At 62.3% G+C, this 20,556-nt stretch carries 19 protein-coding genes; 8 read left to right on the forward strand and 11 right to left on the reverse strand.

What is annotated here, in order from left to right; genetic code table 11:
* Positions 1–40: 40 nt before the first annotated feature.
* The 3 genes from ACUIAF_RS02950 to ACUIAF_RS02960 all read right to left on the reverse strand — a co-directional run bounded on the left by ACUIAF_RS02950 (position 41) and on the right by ACUIAF_RS02960 (position 3,728).
* On the reverse strand, positions 41–283 hold the full coding sequence (locus ACUIAF_RS02950) for a hypothetical protein (protein ID WP_227028609.1): 243 nt from the start codon (positions 281–283) through the stop codon (positions 41–43).
* Positions 283–1,962 (reverse strand): NAD+ synthase, encoded by a 1,680-nt coding sequence (locus ACUIAF_RS02955; RefSeq protein WP_445338963.1) that lies wholly within the window; start codon positions 1,960–1,962, stop codon positions 283–285. Before ACUIAF_RS02955 ends, ACUIAF_RS02950 begins: the two co-directional genes overlap by 1 nt.
* An 83-nt stretch (positions 1,963–2,045) precedes the next feature.
* Positions 2,046–3,728: an MFS transporter gene (locus ACUIAF_RS02960; protein WP_445338964.1), complete on the reverse strand. Its 1,683-nt coding sequence runs from the start codon at positions 3,726–3,728 to the stop codon at positions 2,046–2,048.
* Between the two features lie 206 nt (positions 3,729–3,934).
* Between ACUIAF_RS02960 and ACUIAF_RS02965 the strand changes: the two genes are divergently transcribed.
* From ACUIAF_RS02965 to ACUIAF_RS02985, 5 genes are read left to right on the forward strand one after another with little or no spacing between them, the layout of a single operon-like run.
* On the forward strand, positions 3,935–4,642 hold the full coding sequence (locus tag ACUIAF_RS02965; RefSeq protein WP_445338965.1) for a TetR/AcrR family transcriptional regulator: 708 nt from the start codon (positions 3,935–3,937) through the stop codon (positions 4,640–4,642).
* Positions 4,633–5,004 carry a YccF domain-containing protein gene (locus ACUIAF_RS02970; protein WP_015021694.1) on the forward strand — a complete coding sequence of 124 codons (372 nt, stop codon included), beginning with the start codon at positions 4,633–4,635 and terminating at the stop codon, positions 5,002–5,004. The genes ACUIAF_RS02965 and ACUIAF_RS02970 overlap by 10 nt, the downstream gene beginning before the upstream one ends.
* 12 nt (positions 5,005–5,016) lie before the next feature.
* Positions 5,017–5,556 (forward strand): peptidylprolyl isomerase, encoded by a 540-nt coding sequence (locus ACUIAF_RS02975; RefSeq protein WP_015021693.1) that lies wholly within the window; start codon positions 5,017–5,019, stop codon positions 5,554–5,556.
* A gap of 12 nt (positions 5,557–5,568) precedes the next feature.
* Positions 5,569–6,060 carry a very short patch repair endonuclease gene (locus ACUIAF_RS02980; protein WP_445338966.1) on the forward strand — a complete coding sequence of 164 codons (492 nt, stop codon included), beginning with the start codon at positions 5,569–5,571 and terminating at the stop codon, positions 6,058–6,060.
* Entirely contained in the window at positions 6,026–7,072 is a 1,047-nt protein-coding gene (locus ACUIAF_RS02985; RefSeq protein ID WP_445338967.1) for a Gfo/Idh/MocA family protein, read from the forward strand. The genes ACUIAF_RS02980 and ACUIAF_RS02985 overlap by 35 nt, the downstream gene beginning before the upstream one ends.
* 29 nt (positions 7,073–7,101) lie before the next feature.
* Here ACUIAF_RS02985 and ACUIAF_RS02990 read toward each other — a convergent pair whose 3' ends face one another.
* Complete coding sequence (locus ACUIAF_RS02990) at positions 7,102–7,680, reverse strand: haloacid dehalogenase-like hydrolase (RefSeq protein WP_198203877.1); 579 nt, start codon at positions 7,678–7,680, stop codon at positions 7,102–7,104.
* A gap of 439 nt (positions 7,681–8,119) precedes the next feature.
* Here ACUIAF_RS02990 and ACUIAF_RS02995 point away from each other — a divergent pair, with 439 nt between their 5' ends.
* Positions 8,120–8,560, forward strand: coding sequence for a MarR family winged helix-turn-helix transcriptional regulator (locus ACUIAF_RS02995; protein ID WP_015021689.1), 441 nt, complete (start codon positions 8,120–8,122; stop codon positions 8,558–8,560).
* A 131-nt stretch (positions 8,561–8,691) separates the two neighbouring features.
* Here ACUIAF_RS02995 and ACUIAF_RS03000 read toward each other — a convergent pair whose 3' ends face one another.
* Positions 8,692–10,089: an MFS transporter gene (locus ACUIAF_RS03000; RefSeq protein ID WP_110417055.1), complete on the reverse strand. Its 1,398-nt coding sequence runs from the start codon at positions 10,087–10,089 to the stop codon at positions 8,692–8,694.
* Between the two features lie 181 nt (positions 10,090–10,270).
* Positions 10,271–11,665 carry a replication-associated recombination protein A gene (locus ACUIAF_RS03005; protein WP_445338968.1) on the reverse strand — a complete coding sequence of 465 codons (1,395 nt, stop codon included), beginning with the start codon at positions 11,663–11,665 and terminating at the stop codon, positions 10,271–10,273.
* 269 nt (positions 11,666–11,934) lie between these two features.
* Between ACUIAF_RS03005 and ACUIAF_RS03010 the strand changes: the two genes are divergently transcribed.
* Both ACUIAF_RS03010 and ACUIAF_RS03015 read left to right on the forward strand, forming a co-directional pair.
* The gene (locus ACUIAF_RS03010) at positions 11,935–13,449 is read left to right on the forward strand and encodes an amino acid ABC transporter substrate-binding protein/permease (protein WP_198216557.1); all 1,515 of its coding nucleotides are present in this window, start codon (positions 11,935–11,937) and stop codon (positions 13,447–13,449) included.
* Entirely contained in the window at positions 13,446–14,261 is an 816-nt protein-coding gene (locus ACUIAF_RS03015; protein ID WP_232348505.1) for an amino acid ABC transporter ATP-binding protein, read from the forward strand. The genes ACUIAF_RS03010 and ACUIAF_RS03015 overlap by 4 nt, the downstream gene beginning before the upstream one ends.
* A 10-nt stretch (positions 14,262–14,271) precedes the next feature.
* On the opposite strand, the gene ACUIAF_RS03020 is transcribed toward ACUIAF_RS03015, so the two are convergent.
* From ACUIAF_RS03020 to ACUIAF_RS03040, 5 genes are all read right to left on the reverse strand, one after another.
* Positions 14,272–16,875, reverse strand: a complete 2,604-nt coding sequence (locus ACUIAF_RS03020) for a DEAD/DEAH box helicase (protein ID WP_445338969.1) — start codon at positions 16,873–16,875, stop codon at positions 14,272–14,274.
* A 109-nt stretch (positions 16,876–16,984) separates the two neighbouring features.
* Entirely contained in the window at positions 16,985–18,175 is a 1,191-nt protein-coding gene (locus ACUIAF_RS03025) for an amino acid ABC transporter permease (protein WP_445338970.1), read from the reverse strand.
* 6 nt (positions 18,176–18,181) lie between these two features.
* Positions 18,182–18,859 carry an amino acid ABC transporter permease gene (locus tag ACUIAF_RS03030; protein ID WP_015021680.1) on the reverse strand — a complete coding sequence of 226 codons (678 nt, stop codon included), beginning with the start codon at positions 18,857–18,859 and terminating at the stop codon, positions 18,182–18,184.
* Position 18,860: 1 nt separating this feature from the next.
* Positions 18,861–19,691 carry a glutamate ABC transporter substrate-binding protein gene (locus ACUIAF_RS03035; protein ID WP_110417140.1) on the reverse strand — a complete coding sequence of 277 codons (831 nt, stop codon included), beginning with the start codon at positions 19,689–19,691 and terminating at the stop codon, positions 18,861–18,863.
* Positions 19,692–19,734: 43 nt separating this feature from the next.
* Positions 19,735–20,550, reverse strand: coding sequence for an amino acid ABC transporter ATP-binding protein (locus ACUIAF_RS03040; protein WP_269749211.1), 816 nt, complete (start codon positions 20,548–20,550; stop codon positions 19,735–19,737).
* Positions 20,551–20,556 lie beyond the last annotated feature (6 nt).

Here is a 20,556-nt window from a genome sequence, read left to right on the forward strand (position 1 = left end):
AACTGGCTCGCCAAGACTATCGAGCAATCCTGCGGTAGCTTCATCTATCAGCTGATGATTGTCCCTGTCCAGGATCACCCTCCCAGGCCTGCCGCCAGCGTCGGTCCTCTTCATCCCATTCCTTGTTCCGGCGTTTGGCGATCTTCCAGGCATCGAGGGCCTCCTGCCTGCTGCGATAGGGGCCCATCCGCCTGTCCTGCGGAGACAGCTTGCCCTGCTCGGGTTTGCCGGTGACGGTGTTGAAGTACCAGGCCGTTCGCTCCTCTTGGGAACCCATGGCCATCACTCCTTGAAGGCGTTGGTGACGGGCAGCCGGCGGTCACGGCCGAAGGCTAGGGAGGTGACTTTGGGGCCCAGCGGGTACTGGCGCCGCTTCCACTCGGCCCGATCAACCAATCGCATGACCGTATCGACCGTATCAGGATCGAAGCCGTCGGTCAGAAGGTCGGCCCGACCATGCGCATGCTCGATGTATGCCTCCAGAACCTTGTCAAGCAGGCTGTAGTCTGGCAGGGAATCAGAGTCCTTCTGCCCTTGGCGTAGCTCGGCCGAAGGCGGCTTGACGATGGAATTGGTCGGAATGGGCTCACGTTCACCCTTTGCCTGAGCCTGGGCGTTGCGCCAGCGGGCCAGCTGCCAGACCCGGGTCTTGAGCAGATCCTTGATGGGCGCGTAGCCGCCGACCGCATCGCCATAGATAGTCGAATAGCCGCAGGCCAGCTCGGACTTGTTGCCTGTGGCCAGTGCCAGAAGCCCCTCGGCATTGGCGTAGGCCATGACGATGACGCCACGTATCCGAGCCTGCAGGTTCTCTTCAGCCACCCCTTCCAGGTGCAGCTGCCCTTGGAAGGCATCGAATTCCGGTCCTATGGCTTGGACCACGTAACGCACGCCCAGACGCTGAGCCAGGTCGGCAGCATCATCCCGGGAGCCTTCCGAGGAGTAGCGGCTGGGCATGGAGATGCCGCGCACATGCTCCCCTCCGCAGGCATCCGCGGCCATGGTGGCCACCAGGGCCGAGTCGATTCCACCTGAGAGTCCCAGACAGACACCCGTGAAGTGGTTCTTGACCATATAGTCCTTTAGACCCAGCACACAGGCCCGATAGACCTCCTCGTCCCCAGGCATCTCTTCCACCATGCAGGACTGGCTTGGCAGTGGGCGTTCCCCTTTTGCAGGCAGGGTCCACATGGACAGATCCTGGACGAATCTGGGCGAGCGCTCCAACAGGGTGCCATCCTGGTCCACCACGAAACTGCCACCGTCAAAAACCAGATCATCCTGCCCGCCCACCTGATTCAGATAGAGCAGGGGCGCGCCGACCTGTTTGGCCCGGCGAGCCGCCAGCTCGTAACGGACATGCCCCTTACCTTCCTCGTAGGGGGAGCCATTGATGGTCACCAAGAGGTCGATGTCCCGGGCAGCCAGGTCGCTGAGGGGATTGCCCTCCTGCCAGATGTCCTCGCAGATGGCCAGCCCAATCCGGTGCCCCTGCACCTCCAGAACCACGGTTCTATCCCCGGGGGTGAAAATCCTGTACTCGTCAAAAACACCGTAGTTGGGCAGGAAGTGCTTGTCGTAGCCGGCTTCGACCCGACCCTGGTGCAGGACCACCAGCCGGTTGCGGGGCCTGTCCTGATCCGTATCGGTGCCCACGGTCCCCACGATCACATACAGATGGCCCAGACCTTGTTCCTTCAGCTCCCCGGCCAGCCGGTCGGCCCGAGACCAGGCGGCCCGACGAAAGCTGGCACGAAATGCCAGATCCTCGATCGGATAACCGGTCAGGCTCATCTCGGGAAAGACCACCAGGGTCGCCCCCTGCCCAGCTGCCTTTCGCGAGTAGTCCATAATAATGTCGGCGTTGCCGTCAAGATCGCCCACACAGGTGTCGATCTGAGCCAGAGCCACCAGCAGATCGCCATCCCGCTGCGGCTGTTCCTCTTGTATGCCCATACCCATGATTCTAAACCGAGCCGCGGCCGGCCGACGAGCAGTCAGTCCCGAGGGGAGACCGCTACGAATAAAGCGGGTTTGCGAATGCCTCAGACCTTATCGGCGCCAGCCTTGCGGGCGGCCCGGCGCACCAGCACGGAGGCGACCAGCCCCAGGAGAAGCAGCAGGACTGCGAAGCCCATGGCCCACTGGGCGCCTTGGGTAAATCCCTCAGTCAGGGCGTTGGTCACCTGGGGGCCCAAGGCTCCCAGTCGACCCCCGGTGCCCTGGGCCCGCATGCCAACGATGGCGTTGCCGGCAGAGGACTGAACCGATCTGACCAGACCATCGGCCATCTGCGCCGAGACCCCCTTGAGAGCCCTCAGATGGCTTGGCAGCACCAGGCTCAGAGCCAAGGAGAGGGCGGAACCGGAGACTGCAGCACCCAAGGCGGTCCCCCACTGACGGATGGTGGACTGGGTGGCCGAAGCCTGGCCGGATTGGGCCACCGGAACACCGGAGAGCACCAGACTGGTCAGCTGTGCCGAGGCAAAGCCCAGGCCGGCACCGTAGATGATCAGAGTCAAAGTCATGGGCCAGACCGGCACAGACCCGCGCATGAGCAGAATGGACAGTGCCACGCCGATGATTTCCATCAGCAGGCCCGTCTGCACAGTGCCGCCGGCTCCCAGACGGGCTGAGACCACCCGTGCCAGACCCCCCGAAACAACTGATCCCAGGGCCATGACACCCAGGATGGATCCAGCCCCCAAGGGGCTCAAGCCTCTGGCGTTGATCAGATAGAGGGGCAGGATGAACATGACCGCGAACTGACCGGCGTTGACGATGGCGGCCGTGAGGTTGCCCCATCCAAAGGTGCCGATGGCGAACATGGATACGTCCAGGATAACCATCTTGCCCCTACCTGCCCTGGCCAGCTCGGTCAGAGCAAATGCAGCCAGCAGGGCCAGCCCCAGAACCAGACTGACCGGAACCGGCGACAGAGGCGCCGATGCGGACCAGTGCAACGGGCCCAGTTCAAGTGCGGCACGGGGATGCCACCAGCCGTAGGTCTGCCCCTCTATCAGCGCAAAGACCACCAGGGCCGATCCCAGGGCCGAAAGGAGTATGCCCTTCCAGTCGGCAAGCATCCCCCACCGGTCGCCACTCTGTCGGGGCGATGACTTGGTCTCGGGCACAAAGACTGCACTGGCCACGAGAACGATCAGTCCCAGGGGCAGATTGACCAGGAAAATCCACCGCCATCCGATGGTACTGGTGAAAACCCCGCCCAGGAAGGGGCCGACCGCTGCGGCGGATGACATGACGGCCCCCCAGATGCCGAATGCGGTAGCCCGATGGCGACCCCGGAAGGTGGCGGACACGGTAGACAGGGTCGATGGCATGACCAGGGAGCCACCGATTCCCTGAACGAGCCGGGCCAGGAGCAGCAGTGTGCCAGAGGAGGCCGATGCGGCGAAGACGGAACCCAGCACAAAGATGACCGTGCCCACCTGCAGAATCCGCTTGCGGCCTATCATGTCCCCCAACCGACCGGAAGGCAGGAGCAGGGCCGCCAGGACGATGCTGTAGAGGGCGGTCACCCACTGGGCTTGAGCAAGATTGATGTGGATGGCAGCGATGATGGATGGAATGGAGACGTTGACGATGGATGAATCCAGCACAATCATGGCCAGCCCCAGGGCCAACACCCAGAGGGCGCGCCAGGGCGGTGCCGTCTCCTGAGACTCTTGGCTGCCCTTCTTCAAGCCCATGCTTGCCGATCCGGTCATCAGATCTCCCCTCATCATGGTCTGCGATTTTTTGCGACTATACGTCGCGAAAACCTGTCTGGCAAGTTCACTCAGCGCGGACAAGCCGCAGGCTGAAGATACCTTGGCAGCTTGGCTCTACTGCGAATAGGCCATATCATATGCCCAAAGACCGGCCGAGCTCGATTCACAATCGCTGCACCCAGCAGACCGGACCAAGGAGGACCATGCCCAGGATTCGCGAATCCACGCTCCAGGAACACCGCGCCAAAACCCTGGACCAGATCATCGCCGCAGCCGAGGCCATCCTGCGCACCGGCGGACGAGGCCAACTGACCATGGCCGAAGTGGCCCGACGCACCAATCTGGCCCGGAACTCCCTCTACCGCTATGCCCGGGATACCGACCAGCTCTGCGACATGGTCATGGAACGGCATCTGCCGGACTGGGGCCAGGCCCTGGAGCAGGCCCTGGATCAGACGGACGACCCGCGCCGGACGGTCGAGGTCTGGACTCGCACCAATCTGGAACAAGCCGGACTGCACGGACACGGATGGCTGATGAACCTCTATGCCGAGCAGCACGATGAGCAGTTACGCCAGACCCTGATCTATGGCAGTCCCTCCAATCCCCAGGAGCCCGTCCCAAGGAGCGATCGGTCCACGGACCGGCAGGCCCAAGCCCTGCTGCACTTCCACCGGCAGGTCAACCAGCCGCTGATCCAGGCATGGACAGCCTTACGGCCAGCTGATCCTGCCATGGGCGTGGAAGTGACGCGTGGCATCGTCCAATCCGGCATGCGACTGATCGATGCACTGGATCAGCAGCTTGCACCCGGGCAGCGGCAGGAACGACTGACTCTCATCATCGAGAAGGTGGCCGCCTGCGCCAAGGCCGTCACCGCAACCCTGACGGAAGGACCTACATGCGCCTAATCGGCAATATCTGCTGGCTGCTGCTGGGGGGACTGGCCATCGCCCTGGCATGGACCCTGGTCGGCATCGTGCTCTGTCTGACGGTGGTGGGTATCCCCCTGGGGGTCCAGGCCTTCAAGATGGCCAGACTCACCCTGACCCCATTCGGCCGACAGGTCATCTATGGAGGCGGGCTGGGATCCTGGCTGGCGAACCTGCTTTGGATCATCCTGGGTGGCTGGTGGCTTGCTCTGGCCTATCTGGCGGCCGGGCTGGTCACCATGCTGACCGTGGTTGGCATACCCTTCGGCCTGCAGGCCTTCAAGATGGCCCGCCTGGCCCTAATGCCCTTCGGATCCTCGGTGCGCGTCGCCGTCTTATGAAAGGATTGGGATATGAGTACAGTCATCATGCATACCTCAGAAGGCGACATTCGTCTGGACCTCTTTGACGACAAGGCCCCTGAAACCGTAGCCAACTTCCTGGATCTGGCCGCCGGCCGCAAGGAATGGACCGATCCCGAGACGGGCCGGAAGCGTCAGGATCCTTTCTATGACGGGCTGACCTTCCACCGGATCATCAAGGACTTCATGATCCAGGGCGGCTGCCCGCTGGGCACCGGCACAGGCGGCCCAGGCTACGAGTTCGACGATGAGATCGACCCCTCCCTGACCTTCGAGGAACCCTACAAGCTGGCCATGGCCAATGCAGGGCTGCGCCGGGACCCCGCCACCGGAAAGACCCACGGCACCAACGGATCGCAGTTCTTCATCACCACCGTGCCCACCCCCTGGCTGAATGGGCATCACACCATCTTCGGCCAGGTCGCCGACGAGGATTCACGGAATGTGGTCGACAAGCTGGATGCCGTGGCCACCGACCCGGGCGACCGTCCCCTCGAGCCGGTCTTCATCAACAGCGTCGAAGTCCTCTGAGCCGTGCCGGGGATGGTTTCGAAAAAGACACCCAGCAGATTCCAGCCCGGCACACGCAGCTACACCATGTCCCGGATCAGGGGCACGGAGACATCAATAGAACGCCAGGTCCGGTCCTACCTCTTTTCGCGAGGTCTGCGTTTTCGCAAAAATGACAAGAGGTATCCGGGCCATCCTGATGTGGTTCTGCCCAAGTGGCGGGCCATGGTATTCGTCAACGGCTGTTTCTGGCACATGCATCAGGGCTGTGCCAAATTCTCCCTTCCCAAATCCAATGTGGAGTTTTGGACTACGAAGCTGACAAGAAACCGTCTGCGGGATCAGGAGCAGGGCAAGAAGCTGAAAGCCATGGGATGGCGGGTCTTCACAGTCTGGGAGTGCCAGCTGGATGCCCGCCACGCCCAGGAAACACTACAGAAATTGTATGAGGCCATCACAGCAGATGGCGATTCGAACGAAGGAGTCAAGAATGAGCAGATTGAACGGCAAACGGCAAGAAGCTGAGCAGAAGGACATGCGAATCAACTTCGCCATCCTCGGCGCCGGAAGGATAGCCAACGCCTTGGCCAAGACGGTGGTCATGATGGCTGGGGACCAACGGTATAGCCATCTGGTGGCCCCCTACGCTGTGGCCGCCAGGGATGGTGATCGCGCAGCCGCCTTCGCCAAAAAATATGGATTCCGGCATTCCTATGGCTCCTACCAGGAACTCCTGGATGATCCGCAAGTGGATCTGGTCTACATCGCCACACCTCACAGCCTCCACGCCGAGCAGGCCATCGCCTGCATGAAGGCCGGAAAGAACGTGCTGGTCGAGAAATCCTTCACAGCCAACGCCGATCAGGCCAAGCGGGTCATAGAGACATCCGAGAGCACCGGCCTGCTCTGCACCGAGGCCATCTGGACCAGGTACATGCCCTCGCGCTCCATCATCGACGACATCGTCTCCACAGGGGAAATCGGCACCGTCAGGACCGTGACCGCCAACCTGGGCTATGTGACCGTCGGCAAGGCCAGAATGACCGATCCGGCCCTGGCCGGCGGCGCCCTGCTCGATGTGGGCGTCTACCCTCTCAACTTCATCGACATGGTCATGGGCCCCAAGCCCATTGGACGGGTCTGCACGGATTGGGTCCGCAGCCCGGAGGGCGTGGACAGCCAGAACACCACGACCATTTTCTACCAGGATGGGTCCATGGGCGCGGCGACCAGCTCCATGGTCTCGGTCAGCGACCGGGCCGGCAGCATCTGGGGAGACCAGGGTTACCTACAGTGCGCCAACATCAACAACGTGGAGTCAATCGACCTGTACGACGGGGACCATAAATTGAGGAAGAGTTACCCCATCCCCGACCAGTTGACCGGGTATGAGTACGAGGTGGCCAGCGCCGCTCAGGCCATCCTGGATGGCAAGACCGAGTGTGCCCAGATGCCCCACAAGGATACGTTGCGCATCATGGAGCTCATGGACTCCCTGCGCCGCCGGTGGGGATTGGTCTTCCCCTTCGAATCATGAACTGACTGATAAAAGCCATGGTGGCCTGCCTATTTGATGCGGCGAACCCGGCCATGCTCGACCAGGTAGGCTCGCCGGGCAAGATCGATCATGGGCAGGTCGAAGGCCGAATCGGTATAGAAGGCGTCAACCGCAGTCCCCTCGCCCAGGATTCGCTGAAAGTTAAGGGGCTTGTCGGGTCCGAAGTTGAGGTAGCCCACGGTCAGGGACTCCAAATCCAAGGTGGAACCGATGCAACGGGTGATGCCCAGTCGACGGCAGGCTTCCCCAGCCACCAGATCGAAGGAGGCGGTCACCACCACGTCGTCGTCCTGGGGGGTGTACCAATCCATGATTTTGTGCATGTTGGCATCCCAGAACTGGCTGACCAGGCGATTCATGTCAAATCCGGGACGCGAGGTCAGCCGACGCAGGTAACGCGAGCCCACCCGACGCATGGCCGAGTCCAACTGCTCCAGGGTGACTCTGCCCAGGCGGTAGCGGACGGCATAGAAGAGGGCGACCGGCAGGTAGTGCAAGACCCTCGGATCCTTGCGAACAGTGAACAGGTAAAAGTCAAGCAGGCTCTCGCCATCGTAGATGGTGCCGTCGAAGTCCAGTACCCGCATGCCAGTCCTTTCGAGATCCCGTCGCGAAAAGGTAACAACTTAGCATACCGTGGAGCAATGACGGTGATAGTCCCCGACCACGGCCGACTCTTACCCGCCGGATGCAGACCTGCTTGGCCGGGCAAAAAATGCAATTCCTTTTATCCAACGAGCCTGTGGTAGACAAATATTTCTGGATGATCGGCAGATACGGGCATCGAGCAGAAGCAGATTCCCAGCAATCTTGATGCGGCCAGCCCAAGCACGAATCGTGGACGATACCTATGGTGTCGACGGTATTGATATGATGAAAAATGCGTCGTCCGTGCTGGGCCGAGGCTAGGGAGTTGCCGGAAATAGGCCTGGAGGGGGAACGGCGCCGAAGGGGTCCATGCGGTCATCGGGTCAACCATGCCCGCAGACCTCTTTGATCTTCCTTACCAGCTAGGGGGCAGCAACGATGTTGAAGAAGAGCCACTACCACAACCTGAGCAGCTGCATAGCCGGAATCTACCGGCATGCACGCAACGATGCCAGCCGGTACACAGGTGACCCCACCTTACGGGGCACCCAGGGTGATCTGATTGTATACCTCTATGATCATCCAGGCCTTAGCCAGCGCCAGATAGCCCGGGACCTGTGTGTAGATCCCAGTCTGCTGGCCCGGGATCTGAAGGCTTTGAAGGCCCAGGGCCTGGTCAGCCGTGAACAGAATCCAGCCGATCATCGGGTCAATATCATCGCACTGACCAGGTCGGGCGCAGACATAGCTCGCAAGAGAATCAGGTCGGTCAACAACTGGTGGATCGACCTGTTCAAGCAGAATCCCGACATCGACCCCGAGACTTTCCAAACCGAGCTACGTTGCGTCTACAACCGGTTGCTGGCCAATCAGCTCTGATTCCTCTTAACCGACAAAGGACCCATAGTGAGAAAAGGACCTGGCTGATTACCTGGCCGCCCCTCGACGGCACCAGGCTCATGCCAGGCCTTTTACTTCCCGGACTCATTACGCCCTTGGGTTCGTTCCTATCAGCCCACCGAGCGGCCTGACGTCTCCCAGCCCATCAGGCCCACAACCAGCATGGAGGCCAGGGCCACCAGGCTGATGGTGACAAAGATTGAGGTGCTCCCCCACTGGCTGAGCATGGCCCCAATCAGCACGGGCATGAGCACATTGCAGAGCTTGGCGACGGCATTGGCGATGCCTACGCAACGGAAACGGACCGTGGTCGGGAAGAGCTCGGGCGCGTAAACCGCCACCACCGAAGACATGAGGACGTAGAGACTGGCCATGAGCAGGATGCCTACCAGAACGGCCGTGACCTGGCTGGTCTGCGCGGCGTAGAGCAGACCGAAGACCGCCGTCAGCAGGAAGGCCGTGACGATGATCCGCTTGCGGCCGATTCGGTCCAGAAGCAGGGATCCAATCAGGCAACCCAGAGGTGCTCCCAGCATCATCAGTGTGCTGATCCACAGGGATCCGCTCAGATTTATGCCCCGCTTGAGCAGGATGGTGGGCACCCAGGAGGTGAAAGCATAGGAGCAGACGTTGGTGGCCGAGACTGCCACAGTAGCCACAACCAGGCCGCGGACAATGCTGCCCGAAGCCTTGGCAGGTGCACCAAGGCCCTCGTTCTTCCCAGCGATGGCAGAGTCGTCGCCAGAACCGGAGCCTGTCCGTTCCCGACCATTATCGGCCTCCAAAAGCTCAACCACCCTGATGGCCTCGTCCATCCGTCCGTGCAGGGCCAGCCAGCGAGGGGACTCAGGGATGTCGCGCCGTAGATACCAGATCAGCGCAGCTGCCAGACCAATGCCGACAAAGAGCGGCCTCCATGACCAGCGCGGAATGATCCAAGCGCACAGGAGCATGGCCAGGGGCACTCCGGTGTTGGCCACCAGCGAGACGATGGCGCTCCAGCGGCCGCGGTGCTTGATGGGAGCGAATTCGTTGACCATGGAGAAGCCGGTGACAATCTCGGCGCCCAGCCCCAGACCGGCCCCTAGACGGCAGACCGAAAGGACGGCCATGTTCGGTGCCAGAGCACCCAGCAGGGTAAAGCCTCCGAAGAGCAGCAGGTTGATCTGATAGGCGGTCCTGCGCCCCCGCAGGTCTCCGATGAACCCGGCCAGCAGCGAACCCACCAGGAGCCCCAGGAAGCCGGCCGACAGGAATAGGGAGTTCTGGGCGACCGTGGACCATCCGGTGCTCAAGGCCGAACTGGCTACTGCGCTGCCCACATAGACATCGATGCTGTCCATGAGCATTCCCGCGGCCACCAGGGCCACAATCTTATAAAAAGTAGCCGATTCACGAGCATTGTCTACTCGCCGGGTAATCTCGCGGACCGCCAGGTCGTCCTCGGCCACGCCGAGGCCCTTCGATTGTTCGGATATGTCTGCATTGTCAATGACCGCTGTCGACATCGTCACCCTCGCGCCCGTGCATGAGACGGACCCCATGCTTCCATGCCAGACCCGCCGACAGCGACAGGCTCCTTGTGGGAGCGTGGCGACCGTCAATATGGAAGGCCTGGACCCTGCGGCGTTTCGGTCATTGTGTGGCTGCTCAACGTCTATTGGGTGCCCAGTATAGGAGTCTGGACGGTCATTGCCCAGACCCGGCGTTTCCCTCCGGCCCGGCAGCCCTGTCAAGGATGGCCCTGATGGCCTCCAGTCGGGGGCCCAGCTGGCGCTCATAGCCTCGGTCATTGGGGTGGTAGTAGCGTCGTCCGACCAGTTCGTCCGGCATATACTGCTGCGGAGCCACTGCATCCGGCGCATCGTGGGCATACTGATAGCCCTCATGGTTGCCCCAGGCCTTCATCAGCTTGGTGGGAGCGTTGCGCAGATGCAGGGGAACCTGGCCGATATGCCCGGCATCCACGTCTTCCAAGGCCTGGTCGATGGCCAAGTAGGAGGCGTTGGACTTGGGTGCGGTGGCCACGGCGATGACTGCCTCGGCCAGGATCAGACGTGCCTCTGGCATACCCACCATGGCCACGGCCTGGGCAGCCGCGACCGTGATCTCCAGCACCTCCGGAGAGGCCATACCCACCTCCTCGGCGGAGGCGATCATGATCCGTCGGGCGATGAAGCGCGGATCCTCGCCAGCCCGGATCATCCGAGCCAGATAATGCAGGGCCGCATCCACGTCGGACCCCCGCATGGATTTGATGAAGGCCGAGGCCACGTCGTAATGATCGTCGCCCTTCTTGTCATAGCGGACAGCGGCCACGTCCATGACCGAAGAGACCACCTTGGTATTGATCAACGGCCGACGCGCCCCCTTGGCACGAGGCCCGCCCTCAGTGACGGCTCCGGCCGCGGCCTCCAGGATGGTCAGGGCCCGGCGGGCATCACCCCCGGAAAAGCGCACGATCTGGTCCAAAGCATCCGGATCCAGCCGTACCTGGTCCTTGAGTCCCCGCTGGTCTTTGACGGCCCTGTGAATCAGAGTGGCCAGGTCCCGGTCGTCCAGGGCTTCCAGCTTGACCACCACGGACCGCGAAAGCAGGGGCGCAATGACCGAAAAACTTGGATTCTCCGTGGTGGCTGCAATGAAAGTCACATCCCGGTTCTCCACGCTGGGCAGCAGGGCATCCTGCTGGGACTTGGAAAAGCGGTGCACCTCATCAATGAAGAGTACCGTCTCCTGTCCCTGGCTGACCAGCCGCTCCCGAGCCTGGGCGAGGACCTGCCGCACCTCCTTGACCCCCGAGGTGACGGCCGAAAGCTCCTCGAAATGACGCCCGGACTGTCGGGCCACGATGTAGGCCAAGGTGGTCTTACCCACCCCGGGAGGACCGAAAAGAATGACCGAGCTGGGAGCCGTCAGACGGTTGTTCGGATCCGACCGGGCCAACCGCTCCAAGGGGGTTCCAGGTGCCGTGACCTTGTCCTGGCCGACCACCTCGTCCAGGCCTCGGGGCCGCATCCGGACAGCCAGAGGCAGGGTGTGCTCCTCGGGGGGATCCGCCGCCTGGAAGAGATCATCAACCATCTGCACTACCTCATTCCTCGGGGCCCCTATGGCTCCCCGCCCTCACCAGCATAGGCCAGCGTCTGCCGCAAACAGAAAGACGAACGCGCTAGACTGGGAACCCATATGGCCGTATCGCCCAGCGCGTAGTTGGGTTCCGGAAACCCGGTGTGTGTACAGTTTACTGGTCATCAGCCTGGATATCATCAGGCAGGCCAATGGGCGGCAGCAAGGTCTGTCGCCTGGAAAACCGGAACCGGCATAGGTCGGAACAATAAGGAGAATCGCCAGTGATCGCCACGCATGTTCGCCAGAGATGGACATCGGGTCCAGGCAGGTGGGCCGTCGGCCTGCTGGCCCTGGTCCTGGGGCTCTCAGCCCTGATCGTCGCTCCCTTGGCCACGCCGGCGCAGGCGGCCCAGGACTCCCCCGCCTCGCAGGCGGTCAACGGACGCACCTTCCGCGTCGCCACCGACACCACCTTTGCCCCCTTCGAATTCAGGGACTCCTCCGGGAACCTGGTCGGCATCGACATGGATCTGATTCGCAAAATCGCCGACATCGAGGGGTTCTCAGTGCAGATCCAGTCCCTGGGCTTCAACGCCGCCCTACAGGCCTTGAATTCCCAGCAGGCCGATGTGGTCATAGCAGGCATGACCATCACCGACCAGCGCAAGCAGGTCTACGACTTCACCGATCCCTATTTCGACTCCGGCGTGCAGATGGCCATCGCCAAGGACAACGACCAGATCCACAGCTACAAGGATCTGCGGGGCAGCGTGGTGGCCGTCAAGACCGGCAGCGAGGGCGAGGCATTCGCCAAGCAGCGGGCAGACCAGTACGGCTTTACTGTCAAGGCGGTGGACCAGTCCTCCACCATGTATGAGATGGTCAAGTCAGGAAATGCACAAGCGGTCATTGATGACTACCCTGTCCTGGCCTACGGCATCGCCCAGGGCAATGGGCTGAAGACCGTTACCAAGAAGGAACCTGGCGCCTCCTATGGAGCAGCCGTCCGCAAGGGCGAGAACAAGGAGTTTGTGGCCGCCTTCAACGAGGGTCTGGCCAAGATGAAAGCCGACGGCAGCTATAAAAAACTGGTCGATTCCTATGTGGGCAGCAGCCATTCCAGCAAGAGTGCCTCCGCATCCCGGCCAGGATTCCTCGGGCTGGTCCGTCAGGCATTCCCCTCCCTGATGCTGGGCCTGCGCAACACCCTGGCCATTACGGCCATATCATTCGTCATCGCCCTGGCCATCGGTATCATCCTAGGACTGTGGCGGATCAGCCCCAACCGGATTCTGTCCTGGATTGCCCGCATCTACGTCGCGGTCTTCAGGGGCACACCCGTCCTGGTCTGGGCCTTCTTCTTCTACCTGGGCGTCCCCCAGCTGATCGGCCACCGCATCAGCATCTGGCTGGCCGGCGCACTGACCCTGTCCCTGAACTCCGGAGCCTACCTTGTCGAGATCGTGCGCGGAGCCATCGACTCGGTGGACGTCGGGCAGATGGAGGGGGCCCGCAGCCTGGGCCTGACCCGTCGCATGGCCTTGCGCCGGGTCATCCTACCCCAGGCCGTCAGAATCGCCACGCCCTCCATCATCAACCAGCTGGTCATCATGCTCAAGGATTCCTCCCTGCTGCTGGCCATCGGCTTCGGCGAACTGCTCTACCAGGCCCAGCAGATCTACGCGGCCAACTTCCGCGTGACCGAAACCCTGTTCATGGTGGGCGTCATCTACTTCGTCGCCATCAGCGCCCTGACCTGGATGGCCAATATGCTCGATAGGAGGCTGCATCGATGAACTTCGAGGACCCGGACATGGACACCGGACGACTGACCCGTCGCATCCGCCAGAACCAAAGTCGCCGCAACCAGGGAGAGTCCCAGGCGGCCGTATCCATCCGTGACCTGCACAAGCGCTACGGCGACACCGAGGTCCTCAAGGGGATCGACATGGAGGTCAAGCCCGGCGAGGTCATCTCCATCATCGGCCCATCGGGCGCGGGCAAGTCCACCCTGCTACGCTGCATAAACGCCCTGGAGATGCCGACCTCGGGCACCATCAGCGTCTATGGAATCGACATTTCCGATCCAAAGACCAACATCGACAAGCTACGCGAGCATGTGGGCATGGTCTTCCAGCACTTCAACCTCTTCCCCAACATGAGCGTGGCCGACAACATCATGCTGGCCCCCCATATGCTGCACAAGACACCCAAGGAGGATGCCCGGCAGCAGGCCCTGGACCTGCTGGAGACCGTAGGGCTTCAGGAGAAGGCGGACGCGCGGCCCACGGATCTGTCAGGCGGGCAGCAGCAGCGTGTGGCCATCGCCCGCGCCCTGGCCATGCACCCGGACATCATGCTCTTCGACGAGGCCACCTCGGCCCTGGATCCGGAGATGGTGGGCGACGTGCTTCAAGTGATCCGCTCCCTGGCCGAGGGCGGCATGACCATGATTCTGGTCACCCACGAGATGGCCTTCGCCCGGGAGGTCTCCTCCAGGGTGATCTTCACCGATGCCGGGATCATCGAGGAGGAGGGCACGCCCGAACAGATCTTCGGCCATCCGCAGAGTCCCCGGCTGCAGTCCTTCCTCTCCAAGGTCCTGTAACGCCTCGGGGCTAGAGTTCCATCAGTTCCTCGATGGGACCCACCCGGTACTCCTTGAATACCACCTGACCGCTCTCCTGGGTGGCATCCAGGTCCACGATGCCTGCGATGCCCCAGTCGCGCTCCCCCTCGACGTCGTCGAAGATCTGCTGGACCCGCCATGTGTGCCCCTGGCGCTCGTCACGGTCATCCAGGCTGAAGAAGTCCGAGGACCTGGCCTGGGCATCGGTCAGGATCTGCTCATGGTCCTCGTAGAGGTCATCCAGTGCGTCGCTCCAGGCCCGCAGGCCATAGCCCCAGTCCGCATCCAGGTCGGCCAGGGCCTCCGGACGGTCGGCGGCCGCCAGCTCCACCCGCTGGAACATGGCGTTGCGCACCAGCAGGGTCAACCCACGCCGGTCCGCCACCACCTGGTTCTCCACCTTGGGCGGAGCGGCATCCAGGCCGCTTGCGACTTCGCCATTTTCAGCCCTGCCCGCGGCCTCCCACTCATCCACCAGGCTGGAATCCACCGAGCGCACAATAAGTCCCAGCCAGGCCAGGATGTCCTCCAGCCGCTCATCCATGAACTCTTCGGGAACCGTCCTGCTGAGCGCCCGATAGGCATCGGACAGATAGCGCAGCAGGGTCCCCTCCGACCGGGATATTCCATAGCGGGCGATGTAGCCGTTGAAGTCCGAGGCCGTCTCGATCATGTCCCGCAGAACGGACTTGGGGTGGATCTCATAGTCGTTGGCCCAGGGAACATCCCGACGGTAGCGGTCGAAGGCCTCCCCCAGCAGCTCCTCCAGGGGCTTGGGCCAGGTCACCTCCTGCAGACGCTCCATCCGTTCCTCGTACTCCAGGCCGTCCTCCTTCATCTGCTGGATGGCCGCGTCACGGGCCTGCCGCTGCTGGGCCTTGAGAATCTGCCGGGGATCCTCCAGGGTGGCCTCGACCATGGAGAGCAGGTTCATGTCGTAGTCAGGGTCCTCGGGATCCAGCAGCTCCAGGGCGGCCAGCAGGAAGGGCGAAAGAGGCTGGTCCAGGGCGAAATCCTCGGGCAGGTCCACGGTCGTGAAGTAGTCCAGGCCGCCGTCGGGGTTCCGTTCGGTCTCGATGACCCCGGTGTCGGTCAGGGTCTGGAAGATCTCGTCGGCCCGGTCCTGCAGATGCTCCTTCTGCTGCGGTGTCTGACGGGAGTCCTCGATCAGGTCCTCGACCCGCCTCCTGGCATCCCCGCCCTGGTCGACCTCGTTGAGCACCATGGCGTGGGAGATCTTCAGGTGCGGCGTCAGGGTCTCGGGACGGGCCTCGATCAGCTTGTCGAAGGTCCCCTTGCCCCAGGTAACAAACCCCTCCTGGGGCTTCTTCCGCTTGATCCGCTTGAGCTTCTTGGGGTCGTTGCCCGCCTTGGCCACGGCCCTGGCGTTCTCTATCTCGTATTCGGGAGCCTCGGCCACGACCAGCCCACTGGTATCGAAGCCCATGCGCCCGGCCCTGCCTGCGATCTGATGGAATTCCCTGGCCCGCAGACGGCGCATCCTGTAGCCGTCGAACTTGGTCAGCCCGGTCAGCAGGACCGTGTGGATGGGCACATTGATGCCGACCCCCAGGGTGTCCGTGCCACAGATGACCGGCAGAAGGCCATCCTGGGCCAGCTGCTCCACCAGACGCCGATACCGGGGCAGCATGCCCGCATGGTGGACCCCGACCCCGGTGCGCAACAGCCGCTGCAGAATCCTGCCGAAGGCCGTGGTGAAGCGGGTGCCGGCCATGGCCTCCTTGATCCGGTCCCGCTGGCCCCGGTCGGAAACCCCCGTGCTGGACAGGGCCTGGGCCGTCTCCAGGGCGGCATCCTGGGAGAAGTGAACAATGTAGACCGGCGAATCCCCATCGGCCAGCAAGGACTCCACAGTGTTGGGCAAGGGGGTGTCCACATAACGGTAATCCAGAGGCACCGGTCGGGGGGCGTCGGCGACGATGTCCACCCCCACCCCGGTTTTGCGCTCCAGGTCCACGGCGATCTGATCCACGTCGCCCAGGGTGGCCGACATGAGCAGGAACTGCACATCGGGCAGGGTCAGCAGGGGCACCTGCCAGGCCCAGCCTCGGTCCGGGTCCCCGTAATAGTGGAACTCATCCATGGCCACGCAGCCGATATCGGCATGGCGACCCTCCCTGAGCGCCTGGTTGGCCAGGATCTCGGCCGTGCAGCAGATGACCGGGGCATCCGTGTTGATATGGGTGTCGCCGGTGATCATACCCACCCGGTCGCGACCCAGAACCGAAACCAGGTCGAAGAACTTCTCGGAGACCAGGGCCTTGATGGGAGCCGTGTAATAGGAGCGCCGCCCAGTGCACAGGGCGATGAAATGCATGGCCAGGGCCACCATGGACTTTCCCGAGCCGGTCGGGGTCGACAGAATCACATGGTCGCCAGAAACCAGGGAGAGGACAGCCTCCTCCTGATGCGGCCAGGGGGTGATGCCCCGGGAAGCCACCCAGGAGAAGAAACGGTCGTAAATCTGATCCTCGGTCAGGTTGCGGGGGCCTCCCGCCTCGGGGACCAGGTCGCCCAAGGAGACTGGTTGGTCGGTTGGGGCGGTTGAGGAATCAGCATGTTCTTGGACCATGTCCACCAGTCTATCCGGCCAGGCACACAAGTCCGGCCGGACACAGGCTTCGTCAACTAAGTCCAGAAACGGGAAAGCCGCCAGACAGGGAACAGCTAGGAGCTCTTCGTCAGCTCCTGTTCTTGCTGCCTTTGTCGCTGCCGCCTTTCTTCTCCTTCCTGGTCTTCCCCTCGGCTTTCTGCTCACCACCGGAGCGGCTGCCACGTCCAGGCTTGAGGAAGTCCGGAATCTCCAGACTCGCCTTGTGCGGATCGACCAGCGTGTCGGGCTGGGTCCTGTCATAGCCCTGGATGTAGCGGGTCTTCCTCCAGTGCTGGATGGAGGCATTGGATCCACGGTGATGTGCATGGTACTGCAACGGCGCACCGCCGTACCGGTCCTCGTCCACCTCCTTGGCTACGGCTATCTGGTTGACGTTGGAGGGATCCATGATGGCCACAGGCGCGGCCGGCTCCACGAAGTCGGCGGGGGCGGCGGTGCGCTCCTGCATCTTCTTGGGCAGCCAGCGGGCGAAGTGGGACAGCAGGAAGCAGACGAAGAAGTAGACCACCGAGGCCACCACCAGGGTCTGCAGGATGTTGAAGTACATGGAGCCCAGACGACGGGACTCCTGCAACAGATCCGTGTACATGATGATGGAGCCAAGAGCCGTATCCTTGAGGACCACAACGAGCTGGGTCACGGCCGCCGGCAGCATGGCGTAGACGGCCTGCGGAACCTCGATCTGCATCAGCGACTGGGTCCTGGTCAGCCCCAGGGCCAGGGAGGCCTCGCACTGGCCGCTGGGCAGGTTGCCCACGCCCGAACGGATCAGCTCGGCCACCACCGAGCCGTTGTAAAGTATCAGCCCAAGCACGACGGCCCAGTAGGAGGCCTGGCTGACTCCGGCAAAGGCGAACCAGCGCCAGAAGAAAATCATCATCATCAGCACCGGGACGGCCCGGCAGAACTCCACGATGATACCTGAGACAGCTCTTACCAGCCCGTTGGGCAACAGACGGCCGATGCCGAAGATGAACCCAAAGATGACAGAACCGATCACTGCAACTACAGAGGCCTTGATGGTCAGCCAGAGCCCAGGCAGGTAGAAGTCCGACCAGGCTTCGTAGTCCAGGGCCGGGCGCCAGAGCTCCCAGCTCAGTTGGTTCTCCCCGTCCGGAGGATTATGCAGCCTCATCAGCACCAGAATGACCACGATGGCGAAGATGACGGCAGCTATCCAGTTGACGATTCGTATAGTGCGCCGGCCCTTGGGGCCGGGCTGGTCGAAGAGCAGCGAGCTCTCATTGTCCTGTGCCATGGCCGCTCACCTCCTCACTGCCAGCTTGTTGGACAGATACGTGGTCAAAGCCCCGATAGGCAGCACCAGAATCACGTAGCCCAAGGCGAAGATCAGGAAGATGGCCACGATGGCGTTGGCATGGAACTCGATCATCTCGCTCATCAGGGAGGAACTCTCGGAGGCCACGGAAGCGGCCGCGGCCACGGTGGAGTTCTTCAGCAGGGCGATGAAGGTGTTGCCCAGGGGCGCCACCGACCCGCGGAAGGCCTGGGGCAGAATGATCTGTGAGGCCGACTGGAAGAAGCTCAACCCCAGGGCACGTGCCGCCTCGGCCTGGCCCAGAGGCACCGTGTTGATGCCTGAGCGCAGGGACTCGCAGACGAAGGCCGCCGTATACAGGGACAGGCCCGTGACCGCCAGCCAGAAGAAGTTGACCGAGAATTCCGGCGAGAAGCTGATCTTGAGCTGGGCGAAGGCCCCCAGGACCATGAAGACCATGATGATGGTCAGTGGCATGTTCTGGAAGAACTCCACATACCCTCGTCCGACGGCCCTCAGGGAGGAGATGGGCGAGATGCGCATAATCACCAGTATGATGCCCAGGACCAGTGAGAAGAGGGCCGACCAAAGGGTCAGCTGGATGTTGACCCAAAAGGCAGCTGGAATGTCGTAGTCGGAAAACAGCTCGATGATGGTTGACATCTCACTCTCCTTCCTTGGGCTTGGGCGGGTTGTATCGCGGGTCGGGTTTGTAATGGGTGCCCCGGGTGTTGTTCTCCAGCGCCCGCTGCCAGGAGCCGTTGGCCTCCATGTCGGCCAGGGCCGCGTTGATCTTGTGGGCCAGCTTGGTATCGCCCTTCTTAATACCCACCCCGTAATACTCCTGGGTGAAGGGCTTGCCGACCAGCCGCAGCCTTCCACGGGAGGCGGAGGCCAGACCGGCCAGGATGATGTCGTCGGTGGTGACCGCATCGACAATGCCGGAGAAGAGGGCGGTGGCGCATTCGGCATAGCCCGGCTGTTCCATCAGCTGAACCTCCTTGGCGAACCGTTTCTTGACGGTGACGGCCGAGGTAGATCCGGTCACCGAGCACAGCCGCTTGCCGTTGAGGTCCTCGGGGCCGCGGATCTGATGATCCTCCTTGCGTACCAGCAGGTCCTGACCGGCCACAATGTAGGGTCCGGCGAAGGAAACGGCCCGCTTGCGCTCGTCCGTTATGGAATAAGAGGCCAGAATCATGTCCACGTCACCGTTCTGGAGCATGGCCTCACGCTGCTTGGAGGGGGCCTCCTTCCAGACGATGTCGTCGGGGCTGTAACCCAGCTTGTCGGCGATGTAGGTGGCCACGTCCACGTCGAAGCCCACATAGGTCCCGGCCTTCTTAAAGCCCAGACCAGGCTGGTCGAACTTGATGCCCACGCGGATCTTGCCTGCCTCCTTGTCGGAGCCGCAGGCCGCCAGGGAGACCAGGCAACCCAGAGCACACAGGATCGCGGTCAGATTCCTGGCCAGCCGTTTCAACGGCTGGCCCATGCCATGCATGCTTGCATTCATGCGGATACGCTTCCCTCCTGCTTCAGTGGGTCAGAATCTTGGACAGGAAGTCGGCGGCCCGCTGGGTCTTGGGGTGGTCGAAGAAGTCGTCGGGGTCGTCCTTCTCCAGAATCCGCCCATCGGCCATGAAGACGATATGGTCGGCGGCCTGACGGGCAAAGCCCATCTCATGGGTCACGCAGATCATGGTCATGCCCTCCTGGGCCAGCTGGATCATGACGTCCAGCACCTCGTTGACCATCTCCGGGTCCAGCGCAGATGTGGGCTCGTCGAAGAGCATGATTTTGGGCTGCATGGCCAGGGCACGGGCTATGGCCACACGCTGCTGCTGACCGCCTGAGAGCTGGGAGGGCATCTTGGAGGCCTGTGATTCCACACCCACACGGGCCAACAGGTCCATGGCCAGGTCCTCGGCGTCCTTCTTTGGCATATGGCGCACCTTGATGGGTGCCAGGGTCATGTTCTCCAGGATGGTCTTGTTGGCGAACAGGTTGAATGACTGGAAGACCATGCCCACCTCGGCCCTGAGCCGAGCCAAATCGCGTCCCTCCTGCGGCAGGGGCTCCCCCTCGATCCTGATGACACCGGAGTCGATGGACTCCAGGCGATTGATGGTCCGGCACATGGTTGACTTGCCGGAGCCTGAGGGTCCGACCACCACCAGCACTTCGCCGGTTTCGACCTGCAGGTTGATGTCCTTGAGGACATGCAGGCTGCCAAAATGCTTCTCGACGTGGGCCAGCTCGACCAGCGGCCCGGACTTGTCCTTGGCTGGGAGATCCGAGACCGGTTTCTCCGGCAGAATCCGCTCCGACGGATGTTTGGTTGTTTCGCTCATATTGGG

The sequence above is a fragment of the Bifidobacterium sp. ESL0822 genome (assembly GCF_052606675.1).

Coding starts and splice junctions, on each gene's coding strand:
- ACUIAF_RS02950 (WP_227028609.1), bottom strand. CDS start 283: ATGGCCATGGGTTCCCAAGAGGAGCGAACGGCCTGGTACTTCAACACC.
- ACUIAF_RS02955 (WP_445338963.1), bottom strand. CDS start 1,962: ATGGGTATGGGCATACAAGAGGAACAGCCGCAGCGGGATGGCGATCTG.
- ACUIAF_RS02960 (WP_445338964.1), bottom strand. CDS start 3,728: ATGACCGGATCGGCAAGCATGGGCTTGAAGAAGGGCAGCCAAGAGTCT.
- ACUIAF_RS02965 (WP_445338965.1), top strand. CDS start 3,935: ATGCCCAGGATTCGCGAATCCACGCTCCAGGAACACCGCGCCAAAACC.
- ACUIAF_RS02970 (WP_015021694.1), top strand. CDS start 4,633: ATGCGCCTAATCGGCAATATCTGCTGGCTGCTGCTGGGGGGACTGGCC.
- ACUIAF_RS02975 (WP_015021693.1), top strand. CDS start 5,017: ATGAGTACAGTCATCATGCATACCTCAGAAGGCGACATTCGTCTGGAC.
- ACUIAF_RS02980 (WP_445338966.1), top strand. CDS start 5,569: ATGGTTTCGAAAAAGACACCCAGCAGATTCCAGCCCGGCACACGCAGC.
- ACUIAF_RS02985 (WP_445338967.1), top strand. CDS start 6,026: ATGAGCAGATTGAACGGCAAACGGCAAGAAGCTGAGCAGAAGGACATG.
- ACUIAF_RS02990 (WP_198203877.1), bottom strand. CDS start 7,680: ATGCGGGTACTGGACTTCGACGGCACCATCTACGATGGCGAGAGCCTG.
- ACUIAF_RS02995 (WP_015021689.1), top strand. CDS start 8,120: ATGTTGAAGAAGAGCCACTACCACAACCTGAGCAGCTGCATAGCCGGA.
- ACUIAF_RS03000 (WP_110417055.1), bottom strand. CDS start 10,089: ATGTCGACAGCGGTCATTGACAATGCAGACATATCCGAACAATCGAAG.
- ACUIAF_RS03005 (WP_445338968.1), bottom strand. CDS start 11,665: ATGGTTGATGATCTCTTCCAGGCGGCGGATCCCCCCGAGGAGCACACC.
- ACUIAF_RS03015 (WP_232348505.1), top strand. CDS start 13,446: ATGAACTTCGAGGACCCGGACATGGACACCGGACGACTGACCCGTCGC.
- ACUIAF_RS03020 (WP_445338969.1), bottom strand. CDS start 16,875: ATGGTCCAAGAACATGCTGATTCCTCAACCGCCCCAACCGACCAACCA.
- ACUIAF_RS03025 (WP_445338970.1), bottom strand. CDS start 18,175: ATGGCACAGGACAATGAGAGCTCGCTGCTCTTCGACCAGCCCGGCCCC.
- ACUIAF_RS03030 (WP_015021680.1), bottom strand. CDS start 18,859: ATGTCAACCATCATCGAGCTGTTTTCCGACTACGACATTCCAGCTGCC.
- ACUIAF_RS03035 (WP_110417140.1), bottom strand. CDS start 19,691: ATGGGCCAGCCGTTGAAACGGCTGGCCAGGAATCTGACCGCGATCCTG.
- ACUIAF_RS03040 (WP_269749211.1), bottom strand. CDS start 20,550: ATGAGCGAAACAACCAAACATCCGTCGGAGCGGATTCTGCCGGAGAAA.